The 18,946-nt window shown below is 42.3% G+C and carries 15 protein-coding genes; 8 read left to right on the top strand and 7 right to left on the bottom strand.

Features of this window, described 5'->3' with window-relative positions:
* The first annotated feature begins 43 nt into the window (after nucleotides 1-43).
* From F947_RS03515 to sucD, 5 genes are all read left to right on the top strand, one after another.
* On the top strand, nucleotides 44-2,866 hold the full coding sequence (locus tag F947_RS03515; protein ID WP_004972194.1) for a 2-oxoglutarate dehydrogenase E1 component: 2,823 nt from the start codon (nucleotides 44-46) through the stop codon (nucleotides 2,864-2,866).
* A gap of 16 nt (nucleotides 2,867-2,882) precedes the next feature.
* Nucleotides 2,883-4,097, top strand: coding sequence for a 2-oxoglutarate dehydrogenase complex dihydrolipoyllysine-residue succinyltransferase (gene odhB, locus F947_RS03510; protein ID WP_004972191.1), 1,215 nt, complete (start codon nucleotides 2,883-2,885; stop codon nucleotides 4,095-4,097).
* A gap of 60 nt (nucleotides 4,098-4,157) precedes the next feature.
* A complete protein-coding gene (gene lpdA / locus F947_RS03505) occupies nucleotides 4,158-5,591 on the top strand; it encodes a dihydrolipoyl dehydrogenase (RefSeq protein WP_004972188.1) in 1,434 nt (477 codons plus the stop codon).
* Between the two features lie 174 nt (nucleotides 5,592-5,765).
* Entirely contained in the window at nucleotides 5,766-6,932 is a 1,167-nt protein-coding gene (gene sucC / locus F947_RS03500; protein ID WP_004972187.1) for an ADP-forming succinate--CoA ligase subunit beta, read from the top strand.
* An 11-nt stretch (nucleotides 6,933-6,943) separates the two neighbouring features.
* Nucleotides 6,944-7,837 carry a succinate--CoA ligase subunit alpha gene (gene sucD, locus F947_RS03495; RefSeq protein ID WP_004972185.1) on the top strand — a complete coding sequence of 298 codons (894 nt, stop codon included), beginning with the start codon at nucleotides 6,944-6,946 and terminating at the stop codon, nucleotides 7,835-7,837.
* A 594-nt stretch (nucleotides 7,838-8,431) separates the two neighbouring features.
* Here sucD and trpS read toward each other — a convergent pair.
* On the bottom strand, nucleotides 8,432-9,445 hold the full coding sequence (gene trpS, locus F947_RS03490) for a tryptophan--tRNA ligase (protein ID WP_004972183.1): 1,014 nt from the start codon (nucleotides 9,443-9,445) through the stop codon (nucleotides 8,432-8,434).
* A gap of 191 nt (nucleotides 9,446-9,636) precedes the next feature.
* Here trpS and F947_RS03485 point away from each other — a divergent pair, with 191 nt between their 5' ends.
* From F947_RS03485 to F947_RS03475, 3 genes are all read left to right on the top strand, one after another.
* Nucleotides 9,637-10,563: a DUF808 domain-containing protein gene (locus tag F947_RS03485; RefSeq protein WP_004972181.1), complete on the top strand. Its 927-nt coding sequence runs from the start codon at nucleotides 9,637-9,639 to the stop codon at nucleotides 10,561-10,563.
* A gap of 34 nt (nucleotides 10,564-10,597) precedes the next feature.
* Nucleotides 10,598-11,503, top strand: a complete 906-nt coding sequence (ypfJ, locus tag F947_RS03480) for a KPN_02809 family neutral zinc metallopeptidase (RefSeq protein WP_004972179.1) — start codon at nucleotides 10,598-10,600, stop codon at nucleotides 11,501-11,503.
* 84 nt (nucleotides 11,504-11,587) lie between these two features.
* Nucleotides 11,588-11,923, top strand: coding sequence for an MGMT family protein (locus tag F947_RS03475; RefSeq protein ID WP_004972177.1), 336 nt, complete (start codon nucleotides 11,588-11,590; stop codon nucleotides 11,921-11,923).
* 155 nt (nucleotides 11,924-12,078) lie between these two features.
* Here F947_RS03475 and F947_RS03470 read toward each other — a convergent pair whose 3' ends face one another.
* The 6 genes from F947_RS03470 to carA all read right to left on the bottom strand — a co-directional run bounded on the left by F947_RS03470 (nucleotide 12,079) and on the right by carA (nucleotide 18,753).
* Entirely contained in the window at nucleotides 12,079-12,519 is a 441-nt protein-coding gene (locus tag F947_RS03470; protein ID WP_004972175.1) for a universal stress protein, read from the bottom strand.
* Between the two features lie 189 nt (nucleotides 12,520-12,708).
* Complete coding sequence (locus F947_RS03465) at nucleotides 12,709-13,347, bottom strand: CatB-related O-acetyltransferase (RefSeq protein ID WP_004972173.1); 639 nt, start codon at nucleotides 13,345-13,347, stop codon at nucleotides 12,709-12,711.
* A gap of 135 nt (nucleotides 13,348-13,482) precedes the next feature.
* A complete protein-coding gene (locus F947_RS03460; RefSeq protein ID WP_004972171.1) occupies nucleotides 13,483-13,695 on the bottom strand; it encodes a hypothetical protein in 213 nt (70 codons plus the stop codon).
* 113 nt (nucleotides 13,696-13,808) lie between these two features.
* Nucleotides 13,809-14,285, bottom strand: a complete 477-nt coding sequence (gene greA, locus F947_RS03455; protein ID WP_004972169.1) for a transcription elongation factor GreA — start codon at nucleotides 14,283-14,285, stop codon at nucleotides 13,809-13,811.
* Nucleotides 14,286-14,367: 82 nt separating this feature from the next.
* A complete protein-coding gene (carB, locus tag F947_RS03450) occupies nucleotides 14,368-17,598 on the bottom strand; it encodes a carbamoyl-phosphate synthase large subunit (protein ID WP_004972166.1) in 3,231 nt (1,076 codons plus the stop codon).
* A gap of 15 nt (nucleotides 17,599-17,613) precedes the next feature.
* Nucleotides 17,614-18,753 (bottom strand): glutamine-hydrolyzing carbamoyl-phosphate synthase small subunit, encoded by a 1,140-nt coding sequence (gene carA / locus F947_RS03445; protein ID WP_004972164.1) that lies wholly within the window; start codon nucleotides 18,751-18,753, stop codon nucleotides 17,614-17,616.
* Between the last annotated feature and the right edge of the window lie 193 nt (nucleotides 18,754-18,946).

Below are 18,946 nucleotides of genomic sequence, written 5' to 3'. Positions count from 1 at the left end.
AGCATCCTGGAAAATGTTTTTGCAATAGGAAATGGGTCCACAAATGCAAGAAGTTGCTGACGCACTGCGTCTTGACACTGAACTTTCCGCTGATAGTGCAGCGTATATTGAAGAACTTTACGAGCATTATTTGACGTCACCGGAATCAGTCGGTGCTGATTGGCGCGAATATTTCGATAAATTCCCGAAGGGTGATCAACCACACAGTAATGTACGTGAGCAATTCCTTTTATTAGGTCGTAATTCAAATCGCGTTCAAGCCATTGTTCAAGGTTCAGTGAGTTCTGAACATGAACAACGTCAAATTGGCGTGTTGCAACTGATTGCTGCTTACCGTAACCGTGGTCACCAAAAAGCAAAATTAGATCCACTAGGTTTGGCAAAACGTGAAGACGTGCCAGATCTTGATCTTGCTGCACATGGTTTAACCAAGTCTGATTTAGATACTGTTTTCCATACAGGTAATTTGGAAATTGGTAAGTCTGAAGCAACACTAGGCGAAATGGTTGATGCCATGCAGGCGATCTACTGCGGTTCAATTGGTGCAGAATACATGCACATTGTTGATACCAAAGAAAGACGCTGGATTCAACAACGCTTAGAAAGCGCACGTGGTAAGTTCACATTTACTGCAGATCAAAAGAAACACGTTCTTGAACGCTTAACAGCAGCTGAGGGTCTAGAAAAATATCTAGGTAATAAATACGTTGGTGCGAAACGCTTTGGTGTAGAAGGCGGTGAATCATTTATCCCTATGGTGAATGAAATCATTCAACGTGCGGGTGCTGTTGGCTGTAAAGAAGTCGTGATTGGCATGCCACACCGTGGTCGTTTGAACCTGCTTGTGAACATCATGGGTAAAAACCCTGCAGACCTATTTGGTGAGTTCGAAGGTAAGAGCTTGCATAAAAAAGGTTCTGGCGACGTAAAATATCACCAAGGTTTCTCATCTAACGTGATGACTCCGGGTGGTGAAGTGCACTTGGCACTTGCGTTTAACCCATCGCACTTAGAAATTGTTGGACCTGTGGTTGAGGGTTCTGTACGTGCGCGCCAAGTACGTCGTAAAGACATTGGTGGTGATGATGTATTGCCATTAATCGTTCACGGTGATGCCGCATTTGCAGGTCAAGGTGTTAACCAAGAAACCTTCCAAATGTCACAAACTCGCGGTTATACCGTAGGTGGTACAGTTCACATTGTGATTAACAACCAAGTTGGTTTCACAACATCTGACCCACGTGACGCACGTTCTACTGAATACTGTACTGACATTGCAAAAATGATTCAGGCGCCAATTTTCCACGTGAATGGCGATGATCCTGAAGCGGTGATTTTTGTATCTCAATTGGCACACGATTTCCGTCATACATTCCGTAAAGACGTTGTGATTGATTTGTTCTGCTACCGTCGTCGTGGTCACAACGAAGCTGATGAACCTGCAGCAACTCAGCCAATGATGTATCAAGTGATCAACAAAAAGACCACTACACGTACTTTGTATGCTGACCAATTGGTGCAAGAAGGTGTGTTGGATCGCGCAGCAGCAGATCAAATGATTGAAGATTACCGCGCAGATTTAGAAGCGGGTAATCACGTTGCGAACGCATTGGTACTTGAGCCAAATACCAAAATGTTTGTAGATTGGTCGCCATACTTGGGTCACGACTATACAGACGTTTGGGATACAACTTTCCCTATCGAGCGTTTGAAAGAACTTGGTCAAACCATGCGTAAACTTCCAGAAGGTTTCGTGATGCAGCGCCAAGTTGCCAAAGTGATTGACGATCGCTTGAAAATGCAAACAGGTGAAATGCCACTAAACTGGGGTGCAGCTGAAACTTTAGCTTACGCATCTTTGTTGGATGAGGGTTACCTTGTTCGTTTGACTGGTGAAGACGTTGGTCGTGGTACTTTCTCGCACCGTCATGCAAAACTGCATAACCAAGTCGATGGTAAAACTTATATTCCACTTTGCCACATCAAAGAGAACCAACCACGCGTTGCAATCTACGACTCATTATTGTCTGAAATGGCAGTATTGGCATTTGAATATGGTTATGCGACGACCCTTCCAAAGAGCTTGATTATTTGGGAAGCACAATTCGGTGACTTTGCCAACTGTGCTCAAGTGGTAATCGACCAGTTCATTTCATCTGGCGAAACCAAGTGGGAGCGTGTGTGTGGTTTAACGATGCTTCTTCCACACGGTTTTGAAGGTCAAGGTCCTGAGCACTCATCTGCACGTTTAGAGCGTTTCTTACAGCTTTGTGCGGAAGAAAACATGCAAGTGATGACACCAACAACACCTGCACAGATTTTCCACGCTTTACGTCGTCAGGCGATTCGTCCAATCCGTAAGCCAATGATCATCATGTCGCCGAAGTCTTTACTTCGTCACAAGTTAGCAGTGTCTAACCTTGATGAGCTTGCAACTGGTACATTCCAGACTGTGATTGATGAAATTGACAACATCAACAAATCAGACGTGACGCGTTTGGTATTGTGTGGTGGTAAAGTGTATTACGACTTGCTTGAAAAGCGTCGTGAATTAGTATTGAACAATACTGCAATTGTTCGTATTGAACAGTTGTACCCATATCCAGAACAACGTCTTGCTGAAGTTCTTGCTTCTTATCCAAACGTAAAAGAATTAGTTTGGACTCAAGAAGAGCCGAAGAACCAAGGTGCTTGGTTATTCATCGCGCCACGTTTATATGATGACGTAATGAAAACTGGTAAACAGATTCGCATTAGTTATGCGGGTCGTGAAGCATCTGCAGCACCAGCGTGTGGTTCACCATATTTGCATGCAAAACAACAAGCTCAGCTCATCAATGACGCGCTTGCGATCGTAGCTGAATAACAGGAGATTCGAAGTAATGGCAACCGAAATTAAAGCACCGGTATTTCCAGAGTCAGTTGCAGACGGTACGATTGCAACTTGGCACAAACAACCAGGTGAAGCAGTTTCACGTGATGAAGTGATCTGTGATATTGAAACCGATAAAGTTGTTTTGGAAGTAGTCGCTCCTGCTGATGGCACAATCTCTGCAATCATCAAAAACGAAGGCGATACAGTTCTTTCTGACGAAGTAATTGCTCAATTTGAAGCGGGTGCTGTTTCTGGCGCTGCTCAAACTCAAGCAGTTCAGTCTGAAGCACAAGTAGAGCAAGCTGCGGCGAAAACTGAAGCAGGCGCTGCGCCAGTTGTTGAGCGTGCACAACCAGTTGCTGACCAAGCACCAGCAGTACGTAAAGCGTTGACTGAAACAGGTATCAATGCTGCAGACGTTTCTGGTACAGGTCGTGGTGGTCGTATCACTAAAGAAGATGTTGCAAATCATCAAGCTAAACCTGCTGCTGCAGCTGCGCCATTAAGCGTTGCGGTAGGTGAGCGTATCGAGAAACGTGTTCCTATGACACGTTTACGTAAGCGTGTTGCAGAGCGTTTACTTGCAGCGACTCAAGAAACTGCAATGTTGACAACATTCAACGAAGTGAACATGAAGCCAATCATGGAAATGCGTGCACAATACAAAGACGCATTTGAAAAACGTCATGGTGCACGTTTAGGCTTTATGTCTTTCTTCGTGAAAGCTGCAACTGAAGCATTGAAACGTTACCCAGCAGTAAACGCTTCTATTGATGGCGAAGACATCGTATATCACGGTTACTACGACATCGGTGTTGCGGTTTCTTCTGACCGTGGTTTAGTGGTTCCTGTATTACGTGATACAGACCGCATGAACTACGCTGAAGTAGAAAACGGTATTCGTGACTATGCTTATAAAGCACGTGACGGTAAGCTAGGTATTGAAGATATGACTGGCGGTACATTCACCATTACTAACGGTGGTACTTTCGGTTCATTGTTATCTACACCAATTCTAAACACGCCACAAACTGCAATTTTGGGCATGCACAAAATCCAAGAGCGTCCTATGGCGGTAAATGGTCAAGTTGAAATCTTGCCAATGATGTACTTAGCGCTTTCTTATGACCACCGTTTAATTGATGGTAAAGAAGCTGTAGGTTTCCTTGTAACAATCAAAGAATTGTTAGAAGAGCCAGCTAAACTCATCCTTGACCTTTAATTCTAAAGAATAAATCAGTGGGCTTGGAGCGATCCTCTAAGCCCATTTTTGGAGATAAAAATGTCTCAACAATTTGATCTTGTTGTTATTGGCGGTGGCCCAGGTGGTTATGAAGCGGCAATTCGTGCGGCTCAACTTGGCTTTAAAGTTGCGTGTATCGAAAAACGTATTCACAAAGGTAAACCATCTTTGGGTGGTACATGCTTAAACGTGGGCTGTATCCCATCTAAAGCATTACTTGATTCTTCACATCGTTATGAAGATACGGTTCATCACTTGGCTGATCATGGTATCACTACAGGTGAAGTACAGTTTGACCTTGCGAAGCTATTAGCACGTAAAGACAAAATCGTTGACCAATTAACTGGCGGTATTGATCAGTTATTAAAAGGTAACGGTGTTGAGTGGTTAAAAGGTACGGGTAAATTGCTTGCAGGTAAAAAAGTAGAGTTCGTTTCTCATGAAGGCGAAACTCAAGTTTTAGAGCCTAAGTATGTGATTCTTGCGACTGGTTCAGTTCCTGTAAATATTCCTGTTGCTCCTGTAGATCAAGACATTATTGTTGATTCTACTGGTGCATTAGAATTTCCAGAAGTGCCTAAGCGTTTAGGTGTGATTGGTGCAGGCGTAATTGGTCTTGAACTTGGTTCAGTATGGCGTCGTCTAGGTGCAGAAGTTGTTGTATTTGAAGCAATGGATGCATTCTTACCAATGGCTGACAAAGCTTTGGCAAAAGACTACCAAAAACTATTGACCAAGCAAGGTATGGATATCCGTATCGGTGCGAAAGTTTCAGGTACTGAAGTTAATGGTCGTGAAGTGACTGTTAAATATACCCAAGGCGGCGAAGACAAAGAACAAACTTTCGATAAATTGATCGTTTGTGTAGGTCGTCGTGCTTATGCTGAAGGTTTATTGGCAGATGACTGCGGTATTAAACTGACTGAACGTGGTTTGGTTGAAGTAAACGATTGGTGTGCAACTTCTGTTGAAGGTGTATATGCAATTGGTGACTTGGTACGTGGTCCAATGCTTGCACACAAAGCAATGGAAGAAGGCGTAATGGCAGTTGAGCGTATTCATGGTCATGCTGCACAAGTCAACTACGACACAATCATTTCAGTAATCTACACACACCCTGAAGCGGCGTGGGTTGGTTTAACTGAAGAGCAAGCGAAAGAAAAAGGCCACGAAGTGAAAACTGGTCAATTCGGTTTCGCGGTAAATGGTCGTGCTTTAGCTGCAGGCGAAGGTGCTGGTTTCGTGAAGTTTGTTGCAGATGCAAAAACAGATCGTTTATTGGGTATGCACGTGATTGGCCCTGCTGCGTCTGACATCGTTCACCAAGGTATGATTGCACTTGAGTTTGTATCTTCAGTTGAAGATTTACAATTAATGACATTTGGTCACCCAACCTTCTCTGAAGTGGTGCATGAAGCCGCTTTAGCTGTAGATGGGCGTGCGATTCACGCGATTCAGCGTAAACGCAAATAAAACTAAAAAGAGCGGCTTAGGCCGCTCTTTTTGCATTTGATGGTTGTATTTATGGGAATAATCATCTAAAAGTAAAGAGCATAGGAAAAACACCACACAAGGAAAGCAATATTAAAACGCAGGTTTGATATTGGTGGTGATAACTGAATAAAAGAAGTAGTAAAAGGTTAGTCAATGAATCTACATGAGTATCAAGCAAAAGCGCTATTAAAAAAATATGGTATGCCAGTACAAGAAGGCATTTTGGCAACTACAGCCGTAGAAGCCGTGCAAGCTTTCGAGCAACTGGGCGGTAAATTTGCAGTGATGAAAGCTCAGGTGCATGCAGGTGGTCGCGGTAAAGCGGGCGGCGTGAAGGTCGTAAAATCTGCACAAGAAGCAGCAGACTATGCCAACCAAATTCTTGGAACACGTTTGGTCACCTATCAAACCGATGCCTATGGTCAGCCTGTAAACAGTATTTTAGTGGCTGAAGATGTTTATCCTGTAGAGCGTGAACTGTATTTGGGTGCAGTGGTAGATCGTTCTAGCCGTCGCGTCACTTTTATGGCATCTACTGAAGGTGGTGTTGAAATTGAGAAAGTGGCAGAAGAAACCCCAGAAAAAATTATTAAAGTAGAAGTTGATCCTTTAGTGGGTTTATTGCCATTTCAGGCACGTGAAGTGGCTTTTGCATTAAAACTCAAAGACAGTCAAATCACGCAGTTTGTGAAGATTATGACAGCGGCTTATCAGGCATTTATCGACAATGATTTTGCCTTATTTGAAATTAACCCATTGTCTGTACGTGAAAATGGCGACATTTTATGTGTCGATGCCAAAGTCGGTATTGATTCCAATGCGCAGTATCGTTTGCCTGAAGTCTTGGCACTGCGCGATAAAACACAAGAAAATGAACGTGAATTGCGTGCATCAGAATTTGACCTGAACTATGTTGCTTTAGAAGGCAATATCGGTTGTATGGTGAATGGTGCAGGTTTAGCAATGGCAACTATGGATATTATTAAACTCTATGGTGGTCAGCCTGCGAACTTCTTGGATGTAGGTGGTGGTGCAACCAAAGAACGCGTAATTGAAGCCTTTAAAATTATTTTGGCAGATCACTCGGTTAAAGGCGTACTGATTAATATTTTTGGTGGAATTGTACGTTGTGACATGATTGCGGAAGCAATTATTGCAGCGGTTCAGGAAGTAAATGTGACGGTACCTGTAGTGGTTCGCCTAGAAGGGAACAACTCGGAACTTGGTGCAAAATTACTCGATGAATCAGGATTAAAACTTATTTCTGCAAACGGCTTATCTGATGCCGCAGAAAAAATTGTTGCTGCAGTGAAAGCTTAAGGAGAATCAGGATGAGCGTATTAATTAATAAAGACACCAAAGTATTGGTACAAGGTTTCACTGGTAAAAATGGTACTTTTCACTCAGCACAAGCACTTGATTATGGAACTAAAGTGGTGGGTGGGGTAACGCCAGGAAAAGGTGGTCAAACCCATTTGGAATTACCTGTATTTAACACCATGAAAGAAGCTGTACGTGAAACAGGTGCAGATGCATCGGTGATTTATGTGCCTGCACCGTTTGTTTTAGATTCGATTGTAGAAGCAGTCGATTCTGGAGTAGGTTTGATTGTGGTGATTACGGAAGGTGTGCCAACCATCGACATGCTCAAAGCCAAGCGTTATTTAGAAACCAATGGCAATGGTACACGTTTGGTGGGACCAAACTGCCCAGGTGTGATTACACCAGGTGAATGTAAAATTGGCATCATGCCAGGGCATATTCATCAACCAGGACGAATTGGCATTATTTCACGTTCAGGTACTTTGACCTATGAAGCTGTGGCACAAACCACCAAATTAGGTTTAGGGCAATCGACCTGTATCGGGATTGGTGGTGACCCGATTCCAGGTATGAACCAAATTGATGCTTTAAAACTGTTCCAAGACGACCCAGATACCGATGCGATTATTATGATTGGTGAAATTGGTGGTACAGCAGAAGAAGAGGCTGCGGAATATATCCAGTCGAATGTCAGCAAACCTGTGGTGGGTTATATTGCAGGAGTGACGGCACCTAAAGGTAAGCGTATGGGACATGCGGGTGCAATTATTTCAGGCGGTAAAGGCACTGCGGAAGAAAAATTTGCAGCCTTTGAGCGTGCTGGAATTGCTTATACCCGTAGCCCTGCAGAACTGGGTTCTACCATGTGGCAAGTCTTAAAAGATCAGGATTTGCTTAAATAAGTCAAATTTTGAAGAGCTTGATTTTATTCTGCGCTCAATCCCCAATATTGGGGATTTTTTTATGCTGAAAAATTAGCCACATTTGAGAGATAAAGTATATGATAAGAGTTAATTTGGTATTGCTTTGTTGCATAAATATGTAAGCATCTGATTTAAATAAATTTAATTTTGTATCAAAAAATAATCAAAACTTTTAAATCATATAGTTATGAAATCTTTGTGCGACAAAGCCGTTCAAGTAGTTTTTGCATCTAGGGAAATGATTTTTTATTGTTGAACAAGCTGTATAAACAGCTGATTCAAATAAAAAAAATACGCAATGATTGGGGTGATCATTGCGTATGAAAACGAATCTGCTTTCACAGCTTCGATAACGGAGAAATGTTATGAAATTAGGATTACTCCTAAAGCATGTAAGTATACTAAACTGAGAAGAAATACTAATCCGCAGTATTCAGGTTACGTGATGTTAAATCACGTAAGTAATAAGTGTTTTTTGTGAATCACGTCATCTTATGTTGATTTTTCACTCAAATAAAAAGTCTCTTATTCATGTGAATAAGAGACTTTAAAATATTTGTATCTACAAAATGCTTAGAAGCGGAATACACCCAAGCCAGCTTTCACTTCATCTAAAGTTTGCTGGGTAATATCACGGCATTTGTCGGTGCCTGTTTTCAAAATATCCATAATGTAGTCAGGATCTTTAGCAAGTTCGATACGACGTTCACGGATCGGCCCAATCAATTCTTTTAGAATGCCTTCCAAACGCTTTTTCACCGTACCATCGCCCAAACCACCACGACGATAATGCGCTTTCAGTTCTTCAAGTTCTTCTTTGTTGGTATCGAAGGCATCTAAATAAGTAAATACTACGTTGCCTTCAACCTGACCTGGGTCTTCGATACGCAGGTGATTTGGGTCGGTGTACATTGCATTGACAGCTTTTTTAATGTCTTTGTCTGTGGCATCTAACACAATGGTATTGCCCAGTGATTTTGACATTTTCGCTTTACCATCAAAACCAGGTAAACGTCCGACATTTGACAACAATGCCTGACATTCAGGTAGCAAGTCATGACCAATTTGACGATTCACCCGACGCACAATTTCATTGGTCTGTTCAATCATTGGAATTTGGTCTTCACCTACAGGAACGACCGTTGCTTTAAATGCAGTAATATCGGCTGCTTGAGCTACAGGGTAGCACAGGAAACCTGCAGGAATATCACGCTCAAAACCACGCATCTGAATTTCAGATTTAATGGTTGGGTTACGCTCCAAACGTGCCACAGTCACGAAGTTTAAATACAACATGGTGAGTTCGTTTAATGCAGGCAGGCAAGATTGCACGCAAATGGTGGTTTTTGTTGGATCAATCCCCACCGCTAAATAATCGGTTGCTACCTCAATAATATTACGACGGACTTTTTCAAAGTTATCGGCATTGTCAGTTAAGGCTTGAGCATCGGCAAGTAACAGATGTTGATGATGTGAGTCTTGTAAACCTACACGTGAACGTAAAGAACCCACAAAGTGACCTAAATGTAGTTGTCCAGTTGGACGATCGCCTGTCAAAATCACAGGACGATTATCTTGATTACTCATTTTTTATTCCAAGTCGTATCTACGACATCTCTGTACCGATGAATTGCTATATTGTAAGGCATAACATTTTTCAATGTCACTTCCTTAAGTGAGTTGAATAGAATTTGCTGTAAAAATTAATGAAGTAAATACAGACCCTATATAAATTCAGTTTTAAAATAACTTGAAAATCATATAAGGATAACAACGCAATGGCGAGCAGCTTATTACTTTTATTAGATGACATTGCAACAGTTTTAGATGATGTGGCAGTTATGAGCAAAATGGCTGCAAAAAAAACCGCAGGGGTTTTGGGTGATGATTTGGCGTTGAATGCGCAGCAAGTCAGTGGTGTACGTGCAGAGCGTGAGTTGCCTGTGGTATGGCGTGTGGCTAAAGGTTCATTCATCAATAAGCTAATTTTAGTACCGCTCGCGTTATTAATTAGTGTCGTTGCGCCGTGGTTAATCAATCCTTTATTGGTGGTTGGTGGTCTATTTTTAAGTTATGAAGGTGTGGAAAAAATCATGCACACCTTACAACACAAAAAAGCCCAAACGGCTAAAGAAGCGCAACTTGAGCTAATTCAAACTGAGCAAGACCTTGCGGCTTATGAAACCGAAAAAATTAAAGGTGCTGTGCGTACTGACTTTATTTTATCGGCGGAAATTGTGGTGATTTCTTTGGGGACTGTGGCTGCGGCAGGCTTTCTAACCAAAGTGACAGTATTAAGTTTAATTGCGATTGCCATGACGGTGGGTGTCTATGGGTTCGTTGCGTTAATTGTCAAAATTGATGACATTGGTTTATACCTCACAGAACAAGCTGCCAATTTTAAACAACGTATTGGGAGTGGTTTACTGGCATTTGCTCCAATTTTAATGAAGACTTTATCTGTGGTGGGTACTGCAGCGATGTTCTTGGTTGGTGGAGGAATTATCAATCATGCTATTCCTTTTGTGCACCATTTCACAGAAGATACGGTAGAGTATGTACAAGACATCCCAACGATGGGCAGTATTGTAGGTTCAGTCACGCCAATGTTGATGAACCTTGTCGTGGGTATTTTGGCAGGCATCTTGGTGGTGATTGTGGTCGCACTTGTTCAAAAAGTGTGGTCAAAGTCTAAATCGGCTTAATCTATTATCAGAGTTTAAGAGAAGGATAAGAATAATGCGTTGGAAAGGTCGTCGAGTTAGCACGAATGTAGAAGACCGCCGTGGTGGCGGTGGAGCAAAAGCGGGCGGTATCAGTATTTTGGGCTTAGTGGTGGCCTTTGTTGCATGGAAGTTCTTTGGCATCGATCCGCAATCGGCTTATCAAGCGACCAAGCAAGTCACCTCACATGCGCAAAGTGCTGAAACTAAAGGTTTAGATAATCCAACTCCTGAACAACAAGAGGCGATGGAGTTTGTGGGCACTGTTTTGGCCGATACAGAAGATACGTGGTCACAAGTGTTTCAGCAGCAGTTAAATAGCCAATATATACCACCTAAACTGGTGTTATTTACAGGTGTGGTCAATTCTGGCTGTGGTATGGCACAATCGGCAATGGGGCCATTTTATTGTCCTGCCGATCAAAAAGTATATATTGATACTTCATTCTTCCAAGCCATGCGTCAGCAAATGGGCATTGGTGGTGAACAAAATCAGACTGAATTAAGCCGAAATGATCAGGCGGGCGATTTTGCTCAAGCCTATGTGGTGGCGCATGAAGTTGGGCATCATATTCAGACCATTTTAGGGATTTCAGAACAAGTGCATAAAGCACGTCAGCAAGTCAGCGAAGTACAGGGTAAGCAGCTTTCGGTACGTCAGGAATTACAAGCGGACTGTTTATCGGGAGTGTGGGCGCATCATAACCATCAACGTACTCAATTCCTCGAACAAGGTGATATTGAAGAAGCAATGGATGCGGCACATAAAATTGGCGATGACTATTTACAAAAACGTGCACGTGGGCAAGTCGTGCCTGATAGCTTTACGCATGGTACCAGTGCACAGCGCGTACAATGGTTCCAGACTGGCTTAAAATCAGGCTTGATCAGTGATTGTGATACATTCAATGCCGCAATTTAACTGACTTAAAAATCAAGTTTTATAAACAAAAGGAGTGCTGCCAGTCGCTCCTTTTTTATAGGCTAAATGAATGCGAGTGGATAGATGCAAACAACGTTAAGCCGTAAACCGAGTGATGAATTAGCACACATGATTTTGAACGTGGTGTGTTTGATTCCAGCAGGTCAGGTTGCGACCTATGGGCAAGTGGCACGCCTAGCGGGTCTGCCCAAACATGCACGTTTGGTCGGTTATGTCCTCAGGCATTTATCGGCAGAACATACTGTGCCGTGGCATCGGGTGATTAATGCGCAAGGAAAAATTAGCCTAAGCAAACTAAACGCCCAAGGAGAAAATATACAAACTTTAAAATTACAGGAAGAAGGGATTGTGGTAATTGCAGAAAAGGTGAATTTAAAACAATACCAATGGCAGAATTAAACTGAGCTGCTAAATCGAGCGTTTAATATTGAGATATGGTGATACTGAGAAAATTTGCTGAATAGAGTGCTGCAAATAAAAATTTTAGAACAAACAAAGAAATCTAAATGAGAGGGGAAGTTCCTCACTTCCGTAGAAATGAGGAACACGCAATCTTATTGACGTACAACCAATACAGGTGTTGTACCTTCACTTAGGATGCTTTGCGCAACGCTACCTAAGAATAATTTTTTCAAGCCAGTGCGGCCATGTGAACCAATCACGATAAGGTCAGCATTTAAGTCTTTTGCAGCATTGGTAATTTCGCGTGCAATTACTTGACCTTCAAGTAGTTTAGTTTCAGCTTCAACACCTTGTTCAGTGAATTTTTGCTTTGCTTCTTCTAAAGTTTTTACGATAGAAGCGCGAGCGCGTTCAATCAAGTCATTGGTTTGGTTTGCAGTGATGTATTCTGCAGCAATATACGGGTCAAGTGTAAGTACTTGTACCACAGTGATTTTACTACCAAATGCTTTTGCAAGTTCAGCAGCTTTTGCAACAGCGGCAAAAGAAGTTTCAGAACCGTCCACTGGTACGAGGATGTTTTGGTAAGCCATGAGTGTTTCTCCTTATTGTAATTTCAATACTTTAATAAAATATTCGCTCTGAGTCCTGTCTTATCTTACGCTGAATTCATATAGAATAAAACCCAGTAATTTCATAAAGATAATTGAGTGCTGTAAGTTCTTATTTCACCTTAATTTAGCATGAAATTATGAAGCTGTGCTTTCAATTCAACTAAAGTTTTAGTCATTTTTTGTTTGCATGTTTGTCAAAAAATCGATCAGTTGATTGACATCATTACTCTGCAATTGTTCGCGGATTTTCAGTAAATATTTTTCATCAAAATCATACAGTTTTAGCGCCAAAAGTTGAGCAATCTCTGTTTCACTAAAGCGGTATTTAATTACTTTGGCAGGCACACCTGCCACAATAGCGTAAGGCGGTACATCTTGCGTAACCACTGCACCTGTCGCCACAATTGCACCTTCGCCTAGTTCAACACCTTGCATAATCATGGCGCGACTGCCAATCCAGCAGCCATCGCCAATTGTGGTATCACCTGCCGCAACAAAACTGCGAGTATCAAACGGAAAAGCCGAAACCCAGTCACTGCGATGCAATTGATTGCCACCCATCATAATCACGCATTCCGCACCAAAACAGACAAAATTGCCAATATGTAATTGATCAATTGGCTTGTCTGCTGTTGCAGGTTTGTCATGTAAATAACGCACCACACAACGTTCAAAACCCTGATCCCAATAGGCTGAATAATAAGAGTAATTGCCTTTGATGTGGATGTTGGGGTTTTTCACAGTTTTGGAGATGAACTCAAATTCGCACCAGTGTTTAACAGGGGAATTAATCAGCGTTTCGGACATGGTTTTTTCGTGTGGAGAGATGAGGGGATTATATCTGAAATTTTGAACCTCTCCCTAGCCCTTTCCTAGAAGGAGAGGGAATGTTCAAAATATTAGTTGACCACTACACTTTAGTGATTTGAAAGCTTAAAGTATCTATCTTAAAAAATTCCACAAATACATAAAAACATTTTTAACACTGTTTGGAAATAAGAATCCCCAAATAGCAAAAAAGAGTGATGATGCCAATACGATACTGACAGGACTGGTTTGTGTATTGATAAAGAGTCCCCAGACTGGAATTAAAATCAGTCCTAACACAGCCCCAGAAAGCGCATAAACAAATGCATGAATGATGCGATTTTCCATCTTATTTTCCTCTATTTTTATCGCAGTATAATCTATAAGCTCGGCTGTATGATTTATAGGCAATAAAAAACCCCTCAAAGAGGGGCATCGCGTGTAGTCATCTTTATTAAAACTTAAAGATATTCTACATTCACAATTTCATATTCCACTTCGCCTTGCGGAGTGACAATTTTGGCTTCATCGCCTTCATTTTTGCCCAACAAACCGCGTGCAATAGGCGAATTCACTGAAATTTTATTGATTTTAAAATCAGCTTCATCATCACCTACAATTTTGTAGGTTTTTTGCTCTTCGGTGTCTAGGTTTTCAATGGTCACAGTCACACCAAAAACCACACGTCCGTTTTGTTCCAATTCTTTAACATCAATTACTTGGCAAGCGCCTAATTTACCTTCGATGTCTTGGATACGACCTTCGCAGAAACCTTGCTGTTCACGTGCGGCATGGTATTCAGCATTTTCTTTTAAATCGCCATGTTCACGCGCTTCTGCAATCGCTGCAGTAATACGTGGACGTTCAACCGATTTAAGTTGTTGTAATTCTTGCTCTAAAGCGTGTTTACCTTCAGGCGTCATAGGATAACGTTGCATGTTGTCCCTCTTTAAAAATATTGAAGTCTATAAATGAAAAAAGCCCGCCACCCGAAAGGTGACGGGACTTTATTGAAATGTATTAACCTACAGTAAGATCTTGCAGGCGATATACATCCATTGGTAATTTAATCGCTAAGGCTTGGCATACAGCATCTGCGCCATTCAAGGTCGTGGTGTAATACACTTTACCTTGCAATGCAGAACGACGGATTGAGAATGAATCCTGCTGAGCTTGTTTGCCTTCAGAAGTATTGATGATGAGGTGAATCTCACCATTTTTCAAGCGGTCTACAATGTGTGGGCGACCTTCAGTCACTTTATTCACACGTTCACACTCAATACCTGCATCGGTGATGACTTTATGCGTACCACCCGTTGCAACAAGTTTGAAGCCAAAATCAGCCAATTGTTTTGCAATACGCGCCACATGCGGTTTATCTGACTCACGTACAGACAAGAATGCATGTTTCACTTCGCCTTCAGTTGGGATTCCTGGTAAGCGATCATTCGAGCCTAGCACAGCTTTATAGAATGCTTCACCAAAAGTTTTACCTACGCCCATGACTTCACCTGTAGATTTCATCTCAGGCCCAAGCACTGGGTCTACACCAGGGAACTTGTTGAATGGGAACACAGCTTCTTTCACAGAGAAGTGTTGCGGAATAATTTCTTTAGTAAAGCCTTGAGCTTCTAAAGATTGACCCGCCATACAACGTGCTGCAACTTTAGCCAATGATTCGCCAATACACTTAGAAACGAACGGAACAGTACGTGATGCACGTGGGTTCACTTCCAAGATATAAACGTCATTGCCTTTCACTGCAAACTGTACGTTCATTAGACCAATAACGCCCAACTCTTTTGCCATTGCAACAGTTTGACGACGCATTTCGTCCTGTACTTCATCTGACAATGAATAAGGTGGAATTGAACATGCTGAGTCGCCAGAGTGAATACCTGCTTGTTCGATGTGCTGCATAATACCGCCAATCACCACATCTTTACCGTCAGATACGCAGTCTACGTCAACTTCAATCGCATCATCCAAGAAACGGTCTAACAGTACAGGTGCATCGTTAGATGCTTGAACTGCATCACGCAAGTAGCGTTTCAATTCTTCTTCGTTATACACGATTTCCATTGCACGACCACCCAATACATAAGATGGACGAACAACGAGCGGGTAACCCACTTTCGCTGCTTCTGCGATACCTTCTTCAGCAGATTTTACAATGCTGTTGTTAGGCTGACGCAATTGCAGACGTTGAATCATTTGCTGGAAACGCTCACGGTCTTCTGCACGGTCAATTGCATCTGGTGATGTACCAATAATTGGCGCACCTGCCTCTTCTAAAGCGCGTGCCAATTTCAATGGAGTTTGACCACCGTACTGTACGATAATGCCTTTTGGCTTTTCAGTACGTACGATTTCAAGTACATCTTCCAAAGTAATTGGTTCAAAGTACAAACGGTCTGAAGTGTCGTAATCGGTAGATACTGTTTCAGGGTTACAGTTCACCATGATGGTCTCAAAACCATCTTCACGCATTGCAAGCGCAGCGTGTACACAGCAGTAATCGAATTCGATACCTTGACCAATACGGTTTGGACCACCGCCAATCACCATGATCTTGTCTTTCGCTGAAGGATTTGATTCACACTCTTCATCGTAAGTTGAATACATATATGCTGTGTCAGATTCAAACTCTGCAGCACAGGTATCCACACGTTTGTAAACTGGGGTTACGCCCAAGTTCCAACGGTGTTTACGGAATTGCTTTTGTGAAATACCCATCAAGTTCGCAATACGTAGGTCAGATAAACCTTTACGTTTGAACGAACGGATGTTGTCAGCGTTTAGATCACCAAAACCTAAAGTTTTGATTTCATTTTCAGTGTTCACGATGTCTTGAATTTGAATTAAGAACCAACGGTCAATTTTGGTCGCTTCAAAAACCTCGTCCAAGCTAAAGCCATGACGGAATGCGTCAGCCACGTACCAAATACGCTCAGGGCCTGGAACTTTTAATTCAACTAAAATTTTGTCGCGTGCGCCTTCAGCACCCACTTCAATTTGTTCGTCAAAACCACACGCACCAGTTTCTAAACCACGAAGCGCTTTATTTACAGACTCTTGGAAATTACGGCCAATTGCCATGACTTCACCTACAGATTTCATCTGTGTGGTTAAAGTCGCGTCTGCTTGCGGGAACTTTTCAAAGTTGAAACGTGGAACTTTAGTGACAACGTAGTCAATTGATGGTTCAAATGCCGCAGGAGTGGTACCGCCTGTGATGTCATTTTTCAGTTCATCAAGGGTATAACCCACAGCCAATTTCGCTGCAACTTTTGCAATTGGGAAACCAGTGGCTTTAGATGCAAGTGCAGATGAACGAGATACACGTGGGTTCATCTCAATCACAACCATACGACCAGTATTCGGGCAAATACCGAACTGAACGTTAGAACCACCTGTTTCTACACCAATTTCACGAAGTACCGCTAAAGATGCATTACGCATCAATTGGTATTCTTTGTCCGTCAAAGTTTGCGCAGGAGCAACGGTGATTGAGTCACCAGTGTGCACGCCCATTGGGTCAAAGTTTTCGATTGAACATACGATGATACAGTTGTCGTTTTTATCACGTACAACTTCCATCTCATATTCTTTCCAACCAATAAGTGATTCATCAATCAATAATTGTTTGGTTGGAGAAAGATCGAAACCGCGTTCACAGATTTCAAGGAATTCTTCTTTGTTATATGCGATACCGCCACCAGAACCACCCATGGTGAATGATGGACGAATAATCACAGGGAAGCCAAAGCGAGATTGAATCTCAAGTGCTTCTTCCATAGATTCAGCAATTGCTGCTTTTGGACACTCAAGACCAATTTTGCGCATTGCTTCATCAAACAATTTACGGTCTTCGGCTTTTTCAATCGCGTCTTTGGTTGCACCAATTAATTCAACATTGTATTTGGCTAAAATACCGTTGGCATCTAATGCAAGCGCACAGTTCAATGCAGTTTGACCACCCATGGTCGGAAGTACTGCATCTGGACGTTCTTTTTCAATGATTGCTGCAACAGTCTGCCAAGTGATTGGCTCGATATAAGTTGCATCTGCCATTGCAGGGTCAGTCATGATGGTCGCAGGGTTCGAGTTTACCAAAATAACGCGGTAACCTTCTTCACGCAGCGCTTTACATGCTTGAGCACCAGAATAGTCAAACTCACAAGCCTGACCAATAACAATAGGACCAGCACCAATAATTAAGATGCTTTTAATATCCGTACGTTTAGGCATTATTTCGCTCCTTAATTACTTCTTAGCGGCTTCAATAAGTTCGATGAAATGATCGAACAAGAGTGCGCAGTCATGTGGACCTGAACTTGCTTCTGGGTGACCTTGGAAGCTAAATGCAGGCTTGTCTGTACGATGAATACCTTGGTTTGTGCCATCGAACAATGAACGATGCGTTGAACATACATTGCTTGGTAAGGTGCTTTCATCTACCGCGAAGCCGTGGTTCTGAGAAGTAATCATCACTGTACCAGTTTCTAAGTTCTGTACAGGATGGTTTGCGCCGTGGTGACCGTGCGGCATTTTCATTGTTTTTGCACCTGATGCAAGTGCAAGAATTTGGTGACCTAAACAGATACCAAATACAGGAATATTCGTGGTTTCTACAATTGTTTTTACAGCTTCAATTGCGTAGTCACATGCAGCAGGATCGCCAGGGCCATTTGACAAGAAAATGCCATCTGGGTTTAACGCAAGGACTTTTTCAGCAGGGGTTTGTGCAGGAACAACGGTTAATTTGCAACCGCGGTCTGCGAGCATACGCAGGATGTTGGTTTTGACACCGTAATCGTATGCAACCACATGATATTTAAGTTCAGGTTGAGTAAAGCCTTTGCCAAGTTCCCATGAACCTTCAGTCCATTCAAAACCTTCAGGGTCGCAGCATACTTTTGCAAGATCCAAGCCGTTTAAGCCGCTAAATGCACGTGCTTTTGCAATTGCTTCTTCTTCAGTGATATTTTCACCAGCAAGAATACAACCGTTTTGCGCACCTTTGGAACGTAAAATACGGGTCAATTTACGGGTATCAATATCGGCAATTGCAACAACATTGTGTTGTTGTAAGTATTCGCCTAAAGATTGAGTAGAACGGAAGTTACTGTGTAATAAAGGCAAATCACGGATAATTAAACCGTTTGCCCATACTTTATGAATTCGACCTGACTCAACATCTTCATCATTGCAACCAGTGTTCCCAATATGTGGGTAAGTTAAAGTCACAAGTTGTTGTGCATAACTCGGGTCGGTCAAAATTTCTTGATAGCCAGTCATGGCAGTGTTAAAAACGACTTCACCAGTCGTGCTTCCCGTTGCACCGATAGACGTACCTTTAAAGATTGTACCGTCGGCGAGGGCTAAAATGGCGGGGGTGCTCAAACCAAAGCTCCTGAACTAAAACCACAAAAATAGGGCTGTAAAAAAGCGAGTAGACGAAAAAAAAGGAAGGTCAATATTTAAACCTACCCTCCTATGTCTGCTCGCTTGAACTTAACATTGCATTATACGCATGAGCTCGCCAAAAGTCCATTGTGAATCTGACGAATATGTAAGATAAAAGACTTGCTTTTTT

The organism is Acinetobacter towneri DSM 14962 = CIP 107472 (assembly GCF_000368785.1).
Taxonomy (GTDB): Bacteria; Pseudomonadota; Gammaproteobacteria; order Pseudomonadales; family Moraxellaceae; genus Acinetobacter; species Acinetobacter towneri.
This window is presented reverse-complemented; position numbering and strand designations above follow the sequence as displayed.

Coding starts and splice junctions, on each gene's coding strand:
- ypfJ (WP_004972179.1), top strand. CDS start 10,598: ATGCGTTGGAAAGGTCGTCGAGTTAGCACGAATGTAGAAGACCGCCGT.
- greA (WP_004972169.1), bottom strand. CDS start 14,285: ATGCAACGTTATCCTATGACGCCTGAAGGTAAACACGCTTTAGAGCAA.
- F947_RS03465 (WP_004972173.1), bottom strand. CDS start 13,347: ATGTCCGAAACGCTGATTAATTCCCCTGTTAAACACTGGTGCGAATTT.
- odhB (WP_004972191.1), top strand. CDS start 2,883: ATGGCAACCGAAATTAAAGCACCGGTATTTCCAGAGTCAGTTGCAGAC.
- F947_RS03515 (WP_004972194.1), top strand. CDS start 44: ATGCAAGAAGTTGCTGACGCACTGCGTCTTGACACTGAACTTTCCGCT.
- carB (WP_004972166.1), bottom strand. CDS start 17,598: ATGCCTAAACGTACGGATATTAAAAGCATCTTAATTATTGGTGCTGGT.
- F947_RS03485 (WP_004972181.1), top strand. CDS start 9,637: ATGGCGAGCAGCTTATTACTTTTATTAGATGACATTGCAACAGTTTTA.
- F947_RS03470 (WP_004972175.1), bottom strand. CDS start 12,519: ATGGCTTACCAAAACATCCTCGTACCAGTGGACGGTTCTGAAACTTCT.
- trpS (WP_004972183.1), bottom strand. CDS start 9,445: ATGAGTAATCAAGATAATCGTCCTGTGATTTTGACAGGCGATCGTCCA.
- F947_RS03475 (WP_004972177.1), top strand. CDS start 11,588: ATGCAAACAACGTTAAGCCGTAAACCGAGTGATGAATTAGCACACATG.
- F947_RS03460 (WP_004972171.1), bottom strand. CDS start 13,695: ATGGAAAATCGCATCATTCATGCATTTGTTTATGCGCTTTCTGGGGCT.
- sucC (WP_004972187.1), top strand. CDS start 5,766: ATGAATCTACATGAGTATCAAGCAAAAGCGCTATTAAAAAAATATGGT.
- sucD (WP_004972185.1), top strand. CDS start 6,944: ATGAGCGTATTAATTAATAAAGACACCAAAGTATTGGTACAAGGTTTC.
- lpdA (WP_004972188.1), top strand. CDS start 4,158: ATGTCTCAACAATTTGATCTTGTTGTTATTGGCGGTGGCCCAGGTGGT.